This window comes from Winogradskyella costae (genome assembly GCF_013403865.1).
Lineage (GTDB): Bacteria > Bacteroidota > Bacteroidia > Flavobacteriales > Flavobacteriaceae > Winogradskyella > Winogradskyella costae.
The window spans coordinates 1,011,885-1,032,736 of the sequence record NZ_JABFDK010000001.1; the positions used below are offsets into that span (position 1 = coordinate 1,011,885).

Annotated in this window: 14 protein-coding genes; 8 read left to right on the forward strand and 6 right to left on the reverse strand. The window is 34.2% G+C overall.

All coding sequences use genetic code 11. The features are described from left to right. Positions 1 to 41 precede the first annotated feature (41 nt). The 3 genes from HM986_RS04310 to HM986_RS04320 all read left to right on the forward strand — a co-directional run bounded on the left by HM986_RS04310 (position 42) and on the right by HM986_RS04320 (position 3,541). Entirely contained in the window at positions 42 to 1,877 is a 1,836-nt protein-coding gene (locus tag HM986_RS04310; protein ID WP_179333832.1) for an ABC transporter ATP-binding protein, read from the forward strand. Between the two features lie 18 nt (positions 1,878 to 1,895). Further along, positions 1,896 to 2,402, forward strand: a complete 507-nt coding sequence (locus HM986_RS04315; protein WP_179333833.1) for a DUF2480 family protein — start codon at positions 1,896 to 1,898, stop codon at positions 2,400 to 2,402. 224 nt (positions 2,403 to 2,626) lie between these two features. Continuing rightward, positions 2,627 to 3,541, forward strand: coding sequence for a DUF3078 domain-containing protein (locus tag HM986_RS04320; RefSeq protein ID WP_179333834.1), 915 nt, complete (start codon positions 2,627 to 2,629; stop codon positions 3,539 to 3,541). A gap of 79 nt (positions 3,542 to 3,620) precedes the next feature. Here HM986_RS04320 and HM986_RS04325 read toward each other — a convergent pair whose 3' ends face one another. Both HM986_RS04325 and hflX read right to left on the reverse strand, forming a co-directional pair. Then, complete coding sequence (locus tag HM986_RS04325; protein WP_179333835.1) at positions 3,621 to 5,891, reverse strand: penicillin-binding protein 1A; 2,271 nt, start codon at positions 5,889 to 5,891, stop codon at positions 3,621 to 3,623. A 15-nt stretch (positions 5,892 to 5,906) separates the two neighbouring features. After that, a complete protein-coding gene (gene hflX / locus HM986_RS04330; protein ID WP_179333836.1) occupies positions 5,907 to 7,118 on the reverse strand; it encodes a GTPase HflX in 1,212 nt (403 codons plus the stop codon). A gap of 73 nt (positions 7,119 to 7,191) precedes the next feature. On the opposite strand from hflX, the gene HM986_RS04335 reads away from it, so the two are divergent. From HM986_RS04335 to HM986_RS04350, 4 genes are all read left to right on the forward strand, one after another. After that, positions 7,192 to 8,142, forward strand: coding sequence for an endonuclease/exonuclease/phosphatase family protein (locus HM986_RS04335; protein WP_246288447.1), 951 nt, complete (start codon positions 7,192 to 7,194; stop codon positions 8,140 to 8,142). Positions 8,143 to 8,365: 223 nt separating this feature from the next. Further along, positions 8,366 to 13,606, forward strand: a complete 5,241-nt coding sequence (locus HM986_RS04340; protein ID WP_179333838.1) for a GEVED domain-containing protein — start codon at positions 8,366 to 8,368, stop codon at positions 13,604 to 13,606. 40 nt (positions 13,607 to 13,646) lie between these two features. Next, entirely contained in the window at positions 13,647 to 14,555 is a 909-nt protein-coding gene (locus tag HM986_RS04345; protein ID WP_179333839.1) for a PorP/SprF family type IX secretion system membrane protein, read from the forward strand. A 20-nt stretch (positions 14,556 to 14,575) separates the two neighbouring features. Beyond that, positions 14,576 to 16,489 (forward strand): OmpA family protein, encoded by a 1,914-nt coding sequence (locus HM986_RS04350; RefSeq protein WP_179333840.1) that lies wholly within the window; start codon positions 14,576 to 14,578, stop codon positions 16,487 to 16,489. 55 nt (positions 16,490 to 16,544) lie between these two features. On the opposite strand, the gene HM986_RS04355 is transcribed toward HM986_RS04350, so the two are convergent. Both HM986_RS04355 and HM986_RS04360 read right to left on the reverse strand, forming a co-directional pair. Further along, entirely contained in the window at positions 16,545 to 17,093 is a 549-nt protein-coding gene (locus HM986_RS04355) for a YciI family protein (protein ID WP_179333841.1), read from the reverse strand. After that, positions 17,081 to 17,554 carry a CYTH domain-containing protein gene (locus tag HM986_RS04360; protein WP_179333842.1) on the reverse strand — a complete coding sequence of 158 codons (474 nt, stop codon included), beginning with the start codon at positions 17,552 to 17,554 and terminating at the stop codon, positions 17,081 to 17,083. Before HM986_RS04360 ends, HM986_RS04355 begins: the two co-directional genes overlap by 13 nt. Before the next feature lie 53 nt (positions 17,555 to 17,607). Here HM986_RS04360 and dinB point away from each other — a divergent pair, with 53 nt between their 5' ends. Next, positions 17,608 to 18,720 (forward strand): DNA polymerase IV, encoded by a 1,113-nt coding sequence (dinB, locus tag HM986_RS04365; protein WP_179333843.1) that lies wholly within the window; start codon positions 17,608 to 17,610, stop codon positions 18,718 to 18,720. A gap of 118 nt (positions 18,721 to 18,838) precedes the next feature. Here dinB and pyk read toward each other — a convergent pair whose 3' ends face one another. Both pyk and HM986_RS04375 read right to left on the reverse strand, forming a co-directional pair. Beyond that, positions 18,839 to 20,284 carry a pyruvate kinase gene (gene pyk / locus HM986_RS04370; protein WP_179333844.1) on the reverse strand — a complete coding sequence of 482 codons (1,446 nt, stop codon included), beginning with the start codon at positions 20,282 to 20,284 and terminating at the stop codon, positions 18,839 to 18,841. Between the two features lie 4 nt (positions 20,285 to 20,288). Further along, positions 20,289 to 20,768: an IPExxxVDY family protein gene (locus HM986_RS04375; RefSeq protein WP_179333845.1), complete on the reverse strand. Its 480-nt coding sequence runs from the start codon at positions 20,766 to 20,768 to the stop codon at positions 20,289 to 20,291. Positions 20,769 to 20,852 lie beyond the last annotated feature (84 nt).

Below are 20,852 nucleotides of genomic sequence, written 5' to 3' on the forward strand. Positions count from 1 at the left end.
TTGTTTACTAGTTTTTCTTAAACTACAAAAGAATTATAGAAATGCCAAGACGCACAACTACCTCATTAAAAGACGATAAAAAAACGAGTATCAAATCGTCTTTTAATGCTTTAGTTTATATCCCTAGATTTTTTAGAGAAATTTGGAGAGTTAACAAAAGTCTTTTCTTATTATCTGCATTTTGTAGACTTATTGGAGCAGTACTTCCTGTTATTATTTTATGGATTGGAAAATTAATTATAGATGAAATTATATTACAAATTTCATTAGATATTCCTGATTACAATTCGCTTTGGACGTATGTTGCAATAGAATTTGCGTTAATCATCATTTCTGATTTAGTAAGTAGAGCGATTTCTCTAACCGATGGCTTGCTAGGAGATGAATATAGTATTGCGACGTCAATAACCATTATTAAGAAAACTAATCAGATTAATATTAGTTTATTAGAAGATTCTGAATTTTACGATAAATTAGAGCGCGCCAGAACGCAAACTACGGGTCGTGTTGGATTAATGTCTAATGTGCTTGGACAAGCCCAAAGCGCTATTTCTATTGCAACACTTGTTGCTGGTTTAATTTACTTTGAGCCCTACTTAATTATTCTACTAATACTAAGCATCATTCCTTCGTTTATTAATGAAGTTCGGTTTAGCCAACAACAATATTCTTTAGCACGAAGCTGGACTTCAGAACGACGCGAGTTAGATTATTTGAGGTTTATAGGTGCCAACGATAAAACTGCCAAAGAAATTAAGCTTTTTGGGCTAACCGATTTTATCGTAGATCGTTTTAAAAATCTATCTGAAGAATATTATCAACTTAATAAAACATTAGCGATAAAGCGTTCTGCTTTAGGTTTTTTATTTAATGTCCTCGGGTCTTTAAGTTATTATGGAGCATATGTATTCATTATTTATCGTGTGCTTTCAGGTGCTATTACATTAGGGGAATTAACCTTTTTATCAGGCTCCTTTAATCGCCTAATGCGAAACCTTCAAGATTTTTTCTCAAAATTCACCCGTATTTCTGAAAGTGCTTTATACCTTAAGGATTATTTCGATTTTATAGATATTTCAATTGTTTCTAAAGTAAAAGAAGATGTGCCTTTACCAAAACATATTGTCAAAGGTTTTGAGTTTAAAGATGTGCGTTTTGCTTATCCAAATTCTGAAGTCGACATTTTAAAAGGCATTACCTTTAATCTTAATGCTGGTGAAAAACTAGCATTTGTAGGACAGAATGGGGCAGGAAAAACCACATTAATAAAATTGCTATTACGTTTCTACGAGCCCACATCAGGAGAAATATTACTAGATGGCATCAATATTAACCGTTTTAATATTGCAGAATATCAAGAATACTTCGGAGTTATTTTTCAGGATTTCTTTAGATATGAATTTACTGTGAAAGAAAACATAGCTATCGGAAATATCGAAGAGCTAGATGACCAAAACAAAATTGAGAATGCCGCCAAATTAAGTTTAGCAAATGAGGTAGTATCCGAATTAAAACACGGTTACAATCAGCAATTAGGAAAACGCTTTGCAAACGGACAAGAATTATCTGGTGGGCAATGGCAAAAAGTAGCTTTAGCAAGAGCTTACATGAAAAATGCTGAAGTGATGATTTTAGATGAACCCACCTCGGCCTTAGATGCAAGAGCAGAAAGCGAAGTTTTTGAACGATTCATAGGTTTAACAGAAGGCAAAACTAGTATTATTATTTCGCACAGGTTTAGTACGGTTCGCCAAGCCGATAAAATTTTAGTCTTAGAACAAGGAAAAGCATTAGAAATAGGCACGCACGAAGAACTTATAAAAAACCAAGCGTTGTATGCTGAATTGTTTACGTTACAAGCTGAGGGCTATCAGTAAATCATTTATCTTTGTATTATGGCAGAAGAAATCATTAATAGAGTTGCAAGTAGCAAACTAAGAGTTATAGATTTAGAAGATTACTATCCTAACGGGAATCGTGTTCTTTTTGACATTAAAGATTGGTTGATGGAAGGCTTAGTGCTTCGAGAAAAAGACTTTAGAGCTTTTGTGGCAGAACACAATTGGTCGCAATATGAAGAATGTTACGTCGCCTTACATTGTTCTACGGATGCTATAGTGCCAGATTGGGCTTATATGTTAATTTCTATAGAACTTCAACCGTATGCTAAATTGACTATAATAGGCTCATTAAATGATTTAGAATCTATTTTATACACTGAAATTATTTCAAATTTAGATCTGTCCATATACGAAGGCTTACCAGTAATTATAAAAGGATGCTCTCATAAACCAGTACCTTCAAATGCCTTAATATTAATGTCGCAAAAATTAAAGCCCATAGCAAGGTCTATTATGTTCGGTGAAGCTTGCTCCTCTGTTCCTCTTTATAAAAAGCGATAGAGCACACAGAAATCTTAAAATTTTATTAAAACCTATTTTTGGGTTTGGTTGCTAAATCAAAAGAAAATAATTTTACAGCCTAGAAAGAGGCTTAAAAAATAAATTTAACTATAGTTTCATTAAGCGCATATAAATTGTGACTTCAATTAATAATACGTGTCAAATAATGGAATAAGTTAATTAATGTAACCTAAAACAATAAAAAAATTAAAACTTACCTTATTATGAATATCAACAAAAAATTATTTTTATCAGCATCATTAATGCTTGCCGTTAGCTTTGGTTTTTCGCAAACAAAAGAAGAATTACAAGCTCAAAAAGCTGAAAAACAAGCTGAAGCAAACAAGTTTCAAGGTGAAGCAAACGCTTTACAAGCGCAAATCGATGCCTTACCAGGTTGGAGAAAAGGTGCTTTTGGTACAATTGGTGGTAGTTTATCTAATTTTAACGATTGGTATTCTCAAGGGGCACCAAATAATGCTTCTGGTAATATTGGTATTACTTTAAACGCATTTGCGAATAAGATTGAAGATAAATATTTTTGGAGAAACTCATTGACAATGAACCTTAACTGGGTAAAATTAGATAATAAAGACACTGAATTAGATAGTGAAGACTTCGAACCTACAACAGATGTATTCAATATATCTTCACTTTATGGTCGTAATTTAAACGACAAATGGGCTATCTCTGGTTTAGCAGAATACAGAACAACACTTTTAGATAACTTTAATGATCCTGGATTTTTAGACGTTGGTGTTGGTGCGACGTGGACTCCACTTGAAAACCTTATCGTTGTAATCCACCCATTAAACTACAACTTTGTATTTGCTGATAATGACGCTGCTTTTGAATCTTCTGCAGGGGCTAAAATTGTTGCAGATTACACAAGACAAATCGGAGCAATTTCTTTTAAGTCTAACTTCTCAACATTCCAAAGCTATGAAGATAGTGATCTATCTAACTTTACATGGACAAACTCATTTAGCTATACCCTGTGGAAAATGATCGGTGTTGGTTTTGATTTTGCATTGAGAAGCAACAAGCAAGAAGCTGCTAATTTCCAAGCCGTAGATTTAGCTGATGCTGATAACAAATTACAATCTTATTATACTGTTGGTTTAAGCTACAAGTTCTAAGAACAAATAAGCTCATAACAATATGAAAAAGCCTGTCTTAAATTAAGACAGGCTTTTTTAATATCGATATTATTTATGTTTAATTAAATTTTCTCTTTTTCTCTTTTTTCTTAAATAACCGCTTAATAAAACCATCACGTTTTGTGGGTTCACAATCTAAATCACTTAAGACTTGCTCTAAGGGTTTTTCAAATTTAGCGGCTGTTATAGATTTGTAATCACTGTCTTTATTCAACTTTTGATAAAACTTTGCGAAAATCGGTAAAGCTGAATTTGCTCCTTGACCCATTCCTGTAGATTTAAATCCAATACTATGATTATCATTACCAACCCAAGTAATAGTCACCAAATTTGGTGTTAAACCGACAAACCATCCGTCTTTATTATTCTGTGTGGTTCCTGTTTTACCTGCTATATCGTTTGTTAATCCGTAGGTATTTCGCAATCGTGACGCCGTTCCTTTATTGACTGTAGATTTCATCATTTCTAAAAGCACTTGCCGTGTATAATCACTAAAGGCTTCTTTTTCGGCAACTTCAGGTTCAAAAGTTGCAATAACATTTCCTGCTTTATCTTCAATTTTAGTGATATAATAAGGGGTAACGGATTTACTTTTATTTAAGTAACTCGCATATGCACCTGTTAATTCTTTCAAATTAATTTCAGCAACACCTAAGGCTAAAGAAGGTTCTTCCGGCATTTCTTTGGTGATTCCTAGTTTTTCAACTTGTGCAATTACCTTTTCAATCCCCACTTCTTCTAACACTTTAACCGAAATGGTATTTACGGAATTACTTAAAGCATTTTCTAAATTGTAATTGATATAAATGTCTTCCTCTTCGCTTCCTGAATTGGTCGGTGTCCAATCATCATAATTAGTATAGGTTACTTTATTCAATGAAAAATAGGTACACGGATTTAATCCATTATCAATAGCAGCGGTATATACAAAAGGCTTAAAGGTAGAGCCGATTTGTCGCTCACTTTGCGAAATATGATCGTATTTAAAATAGCGATAATCAATGCCACCAACATAAGCTTTTACGGCTCCTGTTGTTGGCTCAATAGATAGCATTCCTGTATTTAAAAACTTTAGATAATGTTTCAAACTATCTAGTGTAGATATATTTTTAATCGTATCGCCTTGCCAAGTAAATAAATCTGTTGGTCGTTTAATGCTTAAAGAATCTTTAATTTGTTGATCCGTGAGTCCTTTTTCTTTGTAAGCTTTTACCTGTGGTAATTTATTAATTTCACTTTCTAGAAGTTTCCTATTTGTTTCCCAAGGTCCAAATTTCCCGTAAGAACTTTCAAAAGCAGCTTGCAATTTACTCATGTGCTCTTGCATGGCCATTTCTGCCAATTCTTGCATTTTGTAGTCTAGAGTGGTATGTACAATAAGTCCATCTTTATATAAATCATACTTTTCACCACCTGGTGTTTCTAAAGTGTCTAAAATAGATTCTAACTGCTTTTTAACTTCAGCTCTAAAATAAGGGGCTAAACCTACATCGTGATTAAAAGAGCGATAATCTAATTCTAACGCCTGATCAGAATAATAAGCTAAGGAATCTTCAGACAGATAACCGTAATTCTTCATCTGAAATAAAACTACATTACGTCGGTCTCTACTGCGATCTAAGTGTACTCTGGGATTGTAATAGGTATTCGCTTTTAGTGTCCCAACTAAAGTTGCTGCTTCATTAATAGAAATATCTTTCACCGATTTATTAAAGAATTTAAGCGATGCACTTTCTATACCATAGGTATTATCTGAAAATGGAACGGTATTAAGGTATAGGGTTAAAATTTCGTTTTTAGAATAAACCTCTTCAATACGTTGTGCTACAATAGACTCTTTAAACTTATTAATTAGCATACTAAAAAATGCATAATTCTTCCTTCCATATAGATTTTTAGCCAACTGAAGCGTAATTGTACTTCCTCCTCCGGCTGATTTATCTTGAAGAATTAAATTCTTAACAAACACACGCATTAAACTAATATTATCTATACCGTCGTGCTCATAAAAACGAGAATCTTCTGTCGCAACTAAGGCTTCAATAAGATGTTTGGGTAGGTCTTCAAACTTTACAGGCTGTCTGTCATAAATATAGTATTTACCTATTAATTTTTCGTCTATATCTAAAAGCTGCGTGGCTTGTTCTTGTTTAATAGAACTGATATCGTCTATGGTTGGAACTTTTCCAAAAAAACCAGCATATATGCTAATGTATAAACCAAAAAGAAATAATAAAATGGCTGCTATTAAAATAACGAGCCATTTTATCCATTTGCTTTTTAATATCTTTTTAATCGAAGTTTTAAAACGCGATTGGGAAGTATTCATAAAAAGGAAAGGTTTTTATTCTATATCTTCAACATCTGGATATAGGAAATGATTGTATGGAAAACGGGTCACATGGATTTCTCTGACTTCTTTATAAACACGTTTTCTAAAATCGTCCATGTTCTCTTTATTTAATGCTGAAATAAATAAAGCATTATCACCTACCCTAGACATCCATGTTTTTTTCCATTCGTCAATAGTAAAATTAGCTTCTGTGCGTACTTCAACTAAATCTTCTTCGTCAAAAGGTTCTGGCTCATAAGCATCAATTTTATTAAAAACCATGATAGTTGGCTTGTCTTTACTATCAATTTCGTCTAAAATCTGGTTAACCGAATCGATGTGCTCTTCAAAATTAGTATGAGAAATATCTACAACGTGAAGTAATAAATCAGCTTCGCGAACTTCATCTAAAGTACTTTTAAAAGATTCCACCAATTGTGTTGGTAATTTTCTAATGAAACCAACGGTATCACTCATTAAAAATGGCAAATTACCAATCACCACTTTTCTAACGGTAGTATCTAAGGTGGCGAACAATTTATTTTCAGCAAAAACATCACTTTTACTAATGACATTCATTAACGTAGATTTCCCAACATTGGTATAACCAACTAATGCTACACGTACCATTTTACCACGATTACCACGTTGTACGGCTTGTTGTTTATCTATAACTTTAATCTTCGCTTTTAGTAAAGCAATTTTATCGCGTACAATACGTCTATCTGTTTCAATCTCTGTTTCACCAGGTCCACGCATTCCTATTCCCCCTTTTTGACGTTCGAGGTGTGTCCACATTCCTTTTAGTCTTGGTAATAAATATTCACATTGAGCTAATTCTACTTGTGTTCTAGCATAACTCGTTTGTGCACGTTGCGCAAAAATGTCTAGAATAAGGTTGGTTCTATCTAAAATCTTACAATTTAGTATGCCACTAATGTTTCGTTCTTGAGCAGGCGATAATTCATCATCAAAAATAACGGTACCAACATCATTAGCTTCCACAAACAGCCTTACATCTTCCATTTTTCCCGTACCGATAAATGTCTTAGGGTTTGGGATTGCCATTTTTTGTGTGAAACGTTTTACCACCTCACCACCTGCAGTAAAGGTTAAAAACTCTAATTCATCTAAGTATTCTTTAGATTTTTCCTCATCTTGATTTTGAGTCACAACACCAATCAGTACTGCTCTTTCTAAATCTATATCTTTTTTTTCTATCATATATAAAGTAAAGTACAAAGTTAAGCAAATCGATTATCCCAATATAATGTTTAAAAACCTATATTTAATCCCTATGAATAATATACCTACGAATTACACTATTGCGTTCTATAATATCGAAAATTTATTTGACATAGAAAACAATAGATCTACAAATGATAATGACTTTTTACCAACCTCTAGAAATAATTGGACAAAAAAGCGTTATAAAAATAAAATATTAAAACTTGGAGATGTAATTTCTAAAATCGGAAATGATACGAGTGAGATAGCACCAATATTAGTTGGACTAGCAGAGGTAGAAAATAAAAAAGCGCTTTCTGACTTAGTAAATAGTCCTAATCTTCAAGATGAGAATTATAGTTATGTGCATTATGACTCACCTGATGAGAGAGGAATTGATGTGGCCTTACTTTATAAAAGTGATATATTTAAAGTTATTCATTCTGAAACCTTCTCAGTATATCTTGAAAGAGAAAATGGAGAGCAAGATTATACACGAGATGTGTTGTTGGTAAAAGGCGAACTTCATACTGAGCAAATTCATGTAATTGTTAATCATTGGTCTTCTCGAAGAGAAGGTATAAAAGAAACTGAATTTAAACGTTTGGAAGCCGCAAATGTGGTTAATTCTATTATCAAATCATTAAAAAATGATGATCCTAATGTAAAAATTATTGTTATGGGCGATTTTAATGATAACCCTAATAGTAAAAGTATTCAATTATTACAAGACGAAAGTTATCTTTTTAATCCTTTTAAAACGGTGTGGTCTTATGATAATGGGAGTTCTAGTCATAATTTTCAATGGCAATTATTTGATCAAATTTTGTTTTCAACTAATTTTTTCGACACTTCTAATTCTGGCCTAATTTTCAATAATGCTCAGGTTTTCAACAGCAAATTTCTCACTCAGCTTAATGGTAAATATAAAGGGCAACCATTTAGGACCTTTGTAGGCAAAAAATATAAGGGAGGTTACAGCGATCATTTCCCTGTTTTTATTGAATTGAAGCCTTCCTAAAAATTACCAAGTCCATTTATCGATTAAAAATGTAGTTAATCTATTTTAGTATTGTTAACAACATGTTAATAGTCATTTTTTATATATTCGAGTTCGGATAGAAAAATCGTCTAACCAAGGCCCTCTATACGATTTACAAGTCTATTTTCTTTGCCAAACCAAAAAAAACCCTTCTAATCAAATGATTATAAAGGGAATGAACAATTTAACAAACCGATTAATAATGAAAAAAATTACTCTATTTTTAATCATGCTAGGTTTCTACCTTACGGCTAGTGCACAATATGATTTCCCCGTAACTACAGGGACCACAAATGTGGTAAACTTAGCTCCAGTTACAATTAACCTTAATAATGCAGCCAATGTTGCTGGAGTACCAGCTTCATCTTCGGGAACGTATTATTCCTTTCTCTTAACTGCAGATTGGTCTGAAGGATCTGGAGTACCTTATTCTGAAGAGGCAGGTCTCGTAATTACAACAGCTGCTGGATCCATAACTAAGATGGAGCCACCAACCACTTTTGGTGCAGGTGGCACTGATACAGTTATTACGTTTTCAGGTACGCTTTCTGGTCCTTACGACCCTACTGCAAACGGTTTCTTAGACATTGAACTAAGTCAAAGTTATCCAAATACGGATGCTTTTTGGTCTAATATTGTCCTTACATTGTATGAAAGCCCAACTTGTTTTGAGCCTTCAGAAATGGCTATAACTACTTTAACTACTACGACCGTTGATTTAACTTGGAATGTAGGAGATGCTGAAACAGCTTGGAATTTAGAATATAACACCGTTGATTTTACACCTGGCAATGGTGAAGAATCAGGTGTAGTTGCAGTTACTGGCACTCCGACAACTTCGATTACTGGTTTAACAGAGTCTACACCATATTTTGTTTATTACCAATCTGATTGTGGTACGGCTGACGATGTTAGCGAATGGGTAGGACCATTTACTTTTTTTACTGGTTATTGTGAATCTTTACCTACAGCCCTAGAGGGTAGTGGTATCTCACAAATAGCATTAGGAGAAGAGACTTTAATCTCAGGAGGAGATCTTAATAATGAAGACTTTACAGCAACAACTGTTGATTTAGCCTCTAGTATAAATGCAAATATGCAAATTACATTTGTTACAGGTTATGCATACTATGCTTATGTTTGGATTGATTTTAATGAAGATTTAGTATATGATGCAACTGAACTCGTTTTTTCAGGACAAGCACCAGCAGGCAATCCTACAACATTAGATGCGTCATTTGTAATGCCAGACGTACCTTTAGGAACTTACAACATGAGAATGACAAGTTCATACGGTGCCCAAAATCCACCTAACCCTTGTTACTCAGGAATTTGGGGTGTTACCGCAGACATGAGTATTAATGTAACACCTGCACCAAGTTGTATTCCACCTACTGCATTAGCAGCAAATGGAATCGGGGCAAATAGCGCAGAACTTAGTTGGTCTCAAGTAGGAACAGTACCACAATGGAATATTGAAATTGTAACAAATGGTACTGAACCAACAGGATTAGCAACTGATACTGGCATTTCTAACCCATATACTGCAACAGGATTATCTGGATTAACTAGTTATGATTATTACGTGCAAGCCGATTGTGGTGCAGGTGACCTAAGTGCTTGGACTGGACCTTTTACGTTTACCACACTTTGTGACGTCATCATCCCAGATTATATTCAAAACTTCTCTGATGTTACTTTTACCGTTATCCCAGAATGTTGGAATGAGGCCGATAATGGTAATCCAACCACTGGACCTACAGATTTAGGAGCGAGCTCTTGGACTTCTGATGGATTCCTTAATGATGGTACTACAGGCGCTTATAAGTTAAACCTTTACGATCCTTTTGGTGAGCCTTTTAATGAATGGATTTTATCACCTCAATTTGATTTAACAGGTGGTCCTTTTCAAGTAGAATTTGATTTCGCAATTACAGAGTGGTTAAGTACGACCGTTGCAGGAACCTTAGGCTCTGATGATGTTGTACAATTTTTAATATCTAATGATAATGGCCTTACATGGACGACTCTAATTAATTATGATAATACATCTGCAGTACCAATTACGGGCGTACACCCCGTAATAGATTTAACAACATACGGTGGTCAAACAGTACAGTTTGCATTCTACGGTACTAGCGGAACTGTTTCTGACAGTGCGGATAATGATGTCTTTGTAGATAACTTTAGAGTAAGAGGTATTCCAACCTGTCCTGAGCCTACAGATTTATTAGGTACAAACCTAAGTCTAACTTCTACTGAATTAGCTTGGACAGAAAATGGAACTGCTACAACATGGAATATTCAATACGGTGAAGCTGGCTTTGCTTTAGGCGATGGTCTAATCATAGACAATGTCACAAACCCTTATATATTGTCTGGTTTAGAACCAGATACCGCTTATGAATATTATGTACAAGCAATTTGTAGTGTAGGAGACATTAGTTCTTTCAATGGGCCTTTTGAATTTTTTACAGGTTATTGTGCTTCAATTCCAACAAGTAATACGGGTGATGGTGTTAACAATGCTTCGCTTGAATTTATAGACTTCCCTAGTTCTGGGGATGTTAACTACGAAAACAACACCTCAACTGTTGTTGACATATTTAAAGGAATACCAACAAACTTCGAAATAGAATTCGGACATACTTCAACCTATTTCGCTAATATTTGGATTGATTTTAATGATGACTTAGTGTTCGATGACACAGAGCTTGTCTTTGAAGGAGAATCTGAGGGCGGACCTTTTACAGATACCTCTCACTTATTTGACGCTTCATTTTTGGTGCCATTAACAGCACAAATTGGTGAGCACAGAATGCGTGTGGTTACTACCAATTTTTCAACACCGATACCTTGTTATATAGGAACAAGTGGTGTAACTTTAGATTTCACTGTAAATATCGAAGACCTAACGTGTACTTTAGCTGAAGCTGAATATACAGCAGTTGCAGATTGTGATACTGACTCATTTTCCATTAGCGTTGACATTTTAGATTTAGGTGATGCAACATCTCTTGAAATTTCAAATAGTTTTAATGGTGATACAACTCAAGTATTTGATGCTGGTATATATCAAATCGGACCTTTTGATTATGGTACAGAGGTTAGAATATTTGTAACCAATGAACAAAATAACGATTGTACAATTAGTAGTAGTTATTATCAGATTGTTGGTTGTCCTCCTGTCAATGATAACCCATGTGGTGCAACAGTGGCAGTTGTCAACGACGACATACTCTGCGAAGTTAGAACCTCAGGGACAATCTTTGCAGGAACACCATCAGGAATTCCAGATTCATCATGTGGCGGATCTGCTGACGATGATGTATGGTTTCAATTTGTAGCAGAAAGCGCATCTCAACTGATTTCATTGGTAAATATCGCAGGTAGTGATACAAACATAGGACATTCTCTTTATGAAGGTACTTGTGACAGCTTAGTTGAAATAGCTTGTGCTGAAACTGGAGTATTTGGCTCTGAATTGTCTTCTGCAACACCGCAACTTATTATAGGGAATACGTATTACATTAGGATATTTTCAGTAGGTACTTCAAACGAAGACACTACATTTGAAATGTGTATTACACCTTACGTTGCACCTGTTAATTTAGCATGTGATTTAGCAGATAATTATTGTAGTGGTAGTGATACAAGTGACATATTATACACTTACAATACTATAAATCAAGACGATGGAGCTGGAACGATCAACTGTCTATTTAGTACACCTAATCCTACTTACAGTGTTTTAGAAGTTGGAACTACTGGTGATCTTTTAATTGAAATGGTTCAAAACACTGCTTTTGACGAAAATGACAATCCGATTGGAGATGAGTTAGATGTCGATTTTGCCCTTTGGGGACCATATGCACCAGGTGATGATTTATGTGAATTATCAACATTGGTAGATTGTAGTTTTTCTGCAGCCCCGGTAGAAAATGTAACACTTACAGGTGCTGTTCAGGGTGAAATATACCTTTTACTAATTACTAACTTTGCAGAAGGCGCTGGTGTTATTCAAGTGAGACAAACAAATGTTGGTCAACCTGGCTCTGGTAGTACAATAGCAGATATTAATGCCTCTATTGTTAGTAACGAAGTTCCTATTGACCCTAATAATGATCCAGAAGATACGGATGAAGTATCTCTTTGTGGTTTCAATTCTGTAACACTTCAAACGAACTCGCCATTTGCTGATGACTTTGTATGGACAAAAGATGGAAGTGAAATACCTGGAGAAAATTTAACTTCTCTTGTTGTTACAGAATCAGGTAACTATCAAGTACAAGCATTTGACTCACAGTGTAATTCTAATGCATTATCTCAAGTTGTTATTATAAATCTTTACAACGATCCAGATGCATTAGCTCCACAAAATATTACAGAATGTGATGGACCTGAAGCAGATGGATCAGAACAATTTGATTTAGATGCTCTATCAACATCTCTTGGATTAGATGGCTTTACAATAACGTATTACACAAGTACTGCTAATGCTAACCAGTTGATTGACGCTGTAGAATCACCATATACCTCAACTGGAGAAACTTTAATTATGAGGATAGAAGATACTGCTGCATTTAATAATGGATATATTCAATGTAGAGAATTATCTGAAGTAGAATTAGTTGTAAATGCAAGACCCGTGATTAATCAACCTGACGATTTTGTTGTCTGTGATGATTTAGATGGTGTTGTAGATGGCGAAACTATATTCGATTTAGCTTCAATAAATGCTGATGTAACTTCAGATGCGAACATGATTATCTCATACCACTCATCATTAGATGCTGCAGAAGCAGGAACTGGTGCATTAGCCGATTCATATTCTAGTCAAGGAGAAACTATCTATGTTAGAGCACAAGACCCAGCTACTGGTTGTTACGAAACGACGTCATTTGCTTTAGTAATTAATTTAGTACCATTGGCTGAATTTGATCTTCAGTATGATTATATCGTTTGTCCACCACCATCAACAGCAACTAAGACGATAGGAATAGTACCTACTAATTTTACTGATGCTGATGTCACTGTAGATTGGACTCTAGATGGTATCGATTTTAATGGCAGCGGTTTAACATTAACTAATGTTGTTGTAGCAGGTGAATACGCGGCTACTATAACATTTAATAACAGTGGTTGTTCTAATACAATTACTCAAACGGTTGAAGAAGCTGAAACCTGTATATTCCCAGAAGGTATTTCTCCAGGTGTTTCAATAGGCCAAAATGATAGTTTTGACTTAAGTAGCTTTGGTGTTACTAAACTTGAAATATTTAATAGAAATGGAACCCTAGTATATTCAAAAAATAATTACACCAATGAATGGGTTGGACAAACTAACGATGGTGATGAGTTACCAGTAGGTACTTATTTCTATACCGTTGTATACGAAGGTGGAGCAAAGAGCAAAAGTGCCTGGGTATATATTAACAGATAATCAAAAGAATCAACTTAATTAACAGAATCAACTTATTATAATGAAAAAACTCTCTATTATAGCGGTTTTGCTTTTAGCATTTCAGGTGCACGGGCAACAAGACCCTCAGTACACACAGTACATGTATAATATGAATTTAGTTAATCCTGCATATGCAGGCTCAAAAGAAAATCTTTCTTTTGGACTATTATACAGAAATCAATGGACTAAGATTGATGGAGGACCAGAAACAGGAACGTTTTTTGGTCACACACCTATTGGTAATAACCTTGGGTTGGGATTATCTGTCATTTCAGACCGTATTGGTCCTGTTAAGGAAACAAATGCCTATGTAGATTTATCTTACACTTTAAAATTAGGTGGAGAACACCGATTAGCATTTGGAGTAAAAGCAGGAGCTACATTTCACGACATCGGCTTAAATTCTGGTGTCAATGTAGTGGATAATACGGATCCATTTTTTGCACAAGATATTAGTACTACAACACCTAATATCGGAGCAGGATTCTTCTATTATACAGATAAGTACTATGTATCTTTATCTGTCCCAAATTTATTATCATCAGTTCATTTAGATGCTGATGGTCTTAAAATTGGGTCTGAAACACAGCACTATTTCTTAACTGGTGGTTATGTGTTTGATCTTTCACCTAATACAGAACTTAAACCTTCTGTAATGGTAAAATCTGCGTTTGACGCACCAACTTCTTTTGATGTAAACCTTAATGCAAGATTCTTTAAGAAATTTGAAATCGGAGCATCATACAGATTAGATGACTCATTTTCAGGCTTAGTTAATTTTGCTGTAACACCTTCTTTGAGGATAGGTTATGCTTATGATGCTATATCGTCAGATATTAAAGCGTATGCACCAGCATCTCACGAGGTCATGCTATTGTTTGATCTTAATTTTTCGAAACGTGTTTCTCGTTCACCTAGATACTTTTAATCAGTTAAGCTAAAACAATTATGAAAAACTATAGAATATTATTATTAATTACTTTGATGAGCGGCTTTTACTTAACTGCTCAGAATAAAGATACTAAAAAAGCAGATAAGCAATTTGCTCAATACGAATTTGTAAAAGCTATAGAAAGCTATACTAAACTCGTAGACAAAGGTGAAGCTGATGCTTATGTTTACGAGCAACTTGCTGAAAGTTATTACAACATATTTAATACTGAAGCTGCTGAACGTTGGTACGCCAAAGCATTAGAGACATCAGAAAAGCCAGAAATGGTATATAAGTATTCACAAATGCTAAAAGCAAATGGAAAGTACGAAGCATCTAATGTACAAATGGAAAAGTTTGCATCTATGCGTCCTTCTGATCATCGTGCTGCAGCATTTAGAAAAAACCCTGATTACCTTCCTAAACTTTTAGAACAAGGTAAAAAGTTTAATGTTCAGAATGCTGATTTTAACTCTGAGCAGTCAGATTTTGGTGGTATTATGAATGATGGTAAATTATACATTACATCGGGTCGTAACGATAGTCGTAAAACTTATGGATGGAACGATCAACCGTTTTTAGATATTTATTCAATTACTAAAAATACAGATGACACATTCCAAGAAGCTGAGTTGGTGAATGACAAAATTAATACTAAATATCACGAAGGTTTAGTATCATTTTCACCAGATGGCAAAACCATGTATTTTTCTAGAGAAAGCTTTTATGAAAAAGATTTTCAAAAAGATTCTTTAAGTAACAGAAAATTTAGTCAACTTTATTTATTTAAAGCTACTAAATTAGGTGCGGATTGGGATACTGTTGAAACTTTATCTGTTAATAGCGAAAACTACTCAGTTAAAAATCCAGCTGTAAGTGCAGATGGTAAAACGTTATATTTTGCTTCAGATATGCCAGGAGGTTTTGGTGGTTTTGATATTTACAAAGCACCAATAAATAACGATGGCACTCTAGGTGAAGCTGTAAATTTAGGTCAAAAACTAAATACAGAAGGACAAGAAATGTTCCCTTATATTAGTAGTAATAATACGCTTTACTTTTCTTCTACAGGTCATTTAGGTCTTGGTGGATTAGACGTTTTTTACACAAAAGAAATTGATGGAAAAATGGCACCTATCCGTAACCTTGGAATTCCTATCAACAGTAACGGAGATGATTTTGCATTCACTATTGACGAAGATAACGATGAAGGATTTGTATCTTCTAACAGAGACGGCGGAAAAGGTAGTGATGATGTATATTCATTTAAAAAACTACAACCACTTTGTGATGTATTAATCACAGCGACGGTCTTAGACGATAAAACGCGTGAGCCTGTGAGTGGTGCATCAGTTTCTTTATTTGATGCTGAAGGCAATAAAGTTCTTTCAAAAATAACGAATGCAGAAGGTCTTGTTGAATTTATTGTAGAATGTGAAGAAGACACGGAGTTAGAAGTTGTAATGAACGGTTTTGACAGTAAAAAAGTACAAGTAAAAGGTACCAACGACGAAGAAAACAATGTTCAAATTTCTTTAGATCCTATTGAAAAGCTAATTGCAGCTGAAACAATTGATTTAGCACCTATATTCTTTGAATTCGACCAATCTAACATCACAGCTAAAGCTGCTTTTGAATTAGACAAATTAATTCAAATTATGACAAAATACCCTGAGATGGTTATTAAAGCAACATCACATACGGATAACAGAGGATCAGATTCTTATAATAATGCACTTTCTGAGCGTAGAGCTAAAACTACAGTTCAGTATGTAATATCGAAAGGTATCGATGAATCTCGTATTTCTGGAGAAGGTAAAGGAGAAACAGAACCTAAAGTAAACTGTTCATCAGGTTGTACTCAAACACAACACGCAGAAAACAGACGTTCTGAGTTTATTATTGTTAGCGGATCACTTGCTACTGAATAAACAAAACCATATTACAATTTAAAAAAAGCTCTGAATTACTTCAGAGCTTTTTTTATTAACGTAAGTTATATCCTTTAGCCGCCCACCACGGATGCATTTCAATAATTAATCGGCCCGACTTAACCATAGGATCCGAATTAGCTAAACTATCTGCCATTTTTTGAGTTGGTACATTATAAATGGTAATCCCTCTTATCTCACCATCATCACCAAAAGGTCCTGAAATATCAGCATAACCTAAGTCATACATTTTACCCAAGTGTGCCAAATGCTCCTCTTGAAGGATAACAACTTCTTCTTCATTTTGATTTCGAATAGGTCCGTCTTTAAGAAACGCCATAAAGTATTGCTGCATTAGTACCGTATCCTTTGTTTTCTCATTTACATAATCAAAAACTTTAAATCCTCTTATTGTTAATTCTTCTTTCAGAGCCGCGATAGATTGTTTTTCTATTTTAGGAGCCTCAGGTTCTTCAGTAACTTTGTCTATAGGCTCTACAACAATTGGTTCTTCCGTAATGATTTCTGATTTAACGTCCTCTTTACATGAGACAATGCCAAAAATAAAAACTAATAAGACTAGTACTCGTTTTAATGATTCCATAATTTATAAGGTGTTTTAATTAATAGAGAATTATAATATTTAAGGTCTCCAGTGACTTCTTTACCTAGCCAATGGGGTTTTTTATACGATTCGTTTTCCGAATTCAGTTCTACTTCGGCAACAATTAAGCCTTCATTATCACCATAAAACTCATCAATCTCAAAAATATGATTATTAGATTTTACTTCGTAACGTGTTTTATTAATAATCCCAGGTTCACAAAGTAGTAATAAAGCTTCAGCATCAGATTTAGAAATTTCTTTCTCCCATTCAAAACGCGATAAACCATTAGCTGTAGATTTCCCTTTAACAGTTAAGTAGCCATTGTCATTTTTTAATCTTACTCTAACTGTTCGGGATTTGTCACTATTTAAAAACCCCTGTTTTATAGTGTAGGAAGTAAGTGCTTCTGTTTTAAAAGCATCAGAATTAACCAAAAATTTTCGTTCTATTTCTATCATCACAAGTCTTAATAATTACAATTTAAAAGGCATTTAATGCCTAAATTTACAGTATGATTGACGATTTACCAATAAGAAAGATAATTCATGTCGATATGGATGCATTTTATGCCTCTGTAGCGCAGATGGATAATCCAGATCTTAAAGGTAAACCTATTGCTGTTGGAGGTGGTGGAACACGAGGTGTTGTAAGTGCTGCGAGTTATGAAGCTCGAAAATTTGGAGTAAAAAGTGCCATGTCTGGTAGATTAGCGATAAAACTTTGTCCTCAATTGATTTTTGTAAAAACAGATTTCGAACGTTATACGGAAATTTCTAAACGCATTCGTAAGATTTTTTTAGAGTATACCGATTTGGTGGAACCTCTATCCTTGGACGAAGCCTATCTAGATGTCACAGAAAATAAAATGGGATTTCCTAGTGCCTCATTAATCGCAAAAGAGATAAGACAACGTATTTTTACAGAAGTTGGCTTAACGGCTTCCGCAGGTATCTCTATTAATAAATTTATTGCAAAAGTGGCTAGCGATTACAATAAACCCAACGGACAGAAAACAGTGGATCCAGAAGATGTCTTTCAATTTTTAGAAGATTTAGACATTCGAAAATTTTATGGTGTTGGTAAAGTCACCGCTGAAAAGATGTACCAAAAAGGCATTTTTACAGGTAGAGATTTAAAAGAAAAATCCTTAGAGTATTTAGATAAAAACTTTGGTAAATCTGGTCGTTACTATTATGACGTTGTACGCGGCATACATCTCAGCGATGTTAAACCCAATCGAATTAGAAAATCTTTAGCAGCAGAGCGTACGTTTAGTAAAAATCTATCATCAGAAATTTTTATGTTAGAAAAATTAGAGCATATATCAGAAGAGGTCTCTAAACGACTTAACAAAAGTAATGTTTCGGGTAAAACCATCACCTTAAAAATAAAATATAGTGACTTTACATTACAAACACGAAGCAAAACGCTCCCTTATTTTGTAAGTGATAAATCCGTTATATTAGAAACCGCTAAAGATCTGCTTTATCAAAATACGTTAAATAATTCGGTTCGACTCTTAGGAATTTCTTTGTCTAATTTAAACACGGAAAAACCTAAAAAAACCAAATTACTGAATACAGAAAAAAATGCTATCAGTGTTCAGTTAAAGTTTAGTTTTTAATTTTTTACAGTGCTAATAAATATATGCTGTTAATAAACTAAACTTTTTATCATAAAAAATGCAGTATCGTTTTATAACAATACTGCACTTCTATTATCTTAATTATTAAGGCTAATATCTAAAAGCTACAACTTTCAATTTCTGAAACTCGTAACGTGTTCACCATTCCCTTATCTTGTATTGGCATTGCTGCTAAACTAATTAACATATCACCAACTTCTAAATATCCTTTTTTACATGCAATTGCATTTACGTCTTCAATCGTTTCATCAGTACTTACAAACTTGTCATAGTAGAACGCTGTAACACCCCAAAGTAAGCTTAGTTGCGTTAAAATGCGTCTATTAGATGTAAACACTAAAATATGAGCAGATGGTCTCCACGCAGAAATCTGAAAGGCAGTATAACCACTATTAGTTAATGTAGAAATTGCTTTTGCATTAATCTCATTGGCCATGTTAGCCGCATGAAAACAAATTGCTTTAGTAATATAACGCTTAGTACGAATGTGAGGAGGAGATTGTGGCACTTCAATAAGTGGTGAATCTTCTACACTTCGTATAATATTTGACATTTGACGAATCACCTGAACAGGATATTGCCCAACAGATGTTTCACCCGATAGCATTACTGCATCGGCACCATCCATAACTGAATTGGCAACATCATTAACTTCTGCACGTGTTGGAGTTAAACTTGTAATCATCGTTTCCATCATTTGAGTCGCAATAATCACAGGAATTCTAGCGCGTTTAGCCCTTAGCACCAATTGCTTTTGAATTAAAGGAACTTCCTCTGCAGGAATCTCAACACCTAAATCACCACGAGCAACCATTAGACCATCACAATACGCCACAATTTTGTCGATATTCTCAACCGCTTCTGGCTTTTCTATTTTTGCAATAATTGGAATTTTATGATCGCTATGCTCATTTATTAATTGTTCTAATTCCATTAAATCTTCTGCATGACGCACAAATGATAAAGCAATCCAATCTACTTTCTGTCCGATAGCAAAAATAGCATCCTCAATATCTTTTTCTGTTAAAGCAGGCTGAGATATATTTGTATTTGGAAGGTTAACACCTTTCTTCGACTTTAAAGGACCTCCTTGTATTACTCTTGCCTTTACTTCAGAAACCTGATCTGTAGACACAACTTCAAAAATTAATTTTCCATCATCCAATAAAATACGTTCCCCTGGTTTTGCATCTTGTGGAAACTTATCGTACGTCATATAAACGCGTTCTTTAGTTCCTTCAAAACGTTCGCCTGTAGCAAAAATAATTTCGTCTCCTTCGTTTACAATTACTTCGCCTTTCATGGTTCCAACACGCAATTTAGGACCTTGAAGATCCCCTAAAATTGAAGCGTTATAACCGTACTCTTCATTGAGTTCTCTAATCATTTTAATACGTTCTTCAACGTCTTTATAATCAGCATGAGAGAAGTTAATTCTAAATACATTACACCCTTCATCTAGCATTGCTTTCAATACTTCTTTGGTGCTCGTTGCCGGACCTAATGTGGCTACTATTTTTGTTTTCTTGTTTATTATTGACATCAATTCAAAAAATTAAGTGGTCTTTTGACCTTATTTGTAACGGATCTACCGTATAACTTGTTATAATCTGCGGAATGGCTTTTAACTTATTTAAAATAAGATTTTCATCTACGTTCTGTATTTCGTCTGAAATTTTAATGAAATAATCTACCTTCTTATATTCAGGAATTAAATGAAACGTCTTTAATACTTTTTCTGTCTCATTAAATAATGTTCCTGAACTATGTAAACTATCTTCCTCCTTCTTACAGACATTAGAAATTAAATTCCACATTACGTATTCTGTCTCATTATCCCATTCAAAAATACTATATGAGGACTCTAAATATTTAAAGTCTATATCTGCATCCTTACGTTCTAACTTAAGCTCTAAATGCTTATTTAGCAAATAGGCCAATCGATAATCTTCCACCCTACAATGAATCGCAATTAATTTATAGGAATCATCATAGAAATCATCTACCTGAAGTTTGTGTAAAGCCATACAATTATAACTTTGAAGTGTAAATATAGTATATTAATAACTTAAGTTTATTAAGAAAATGCTAAGATTAGTCCTGAAAATCTA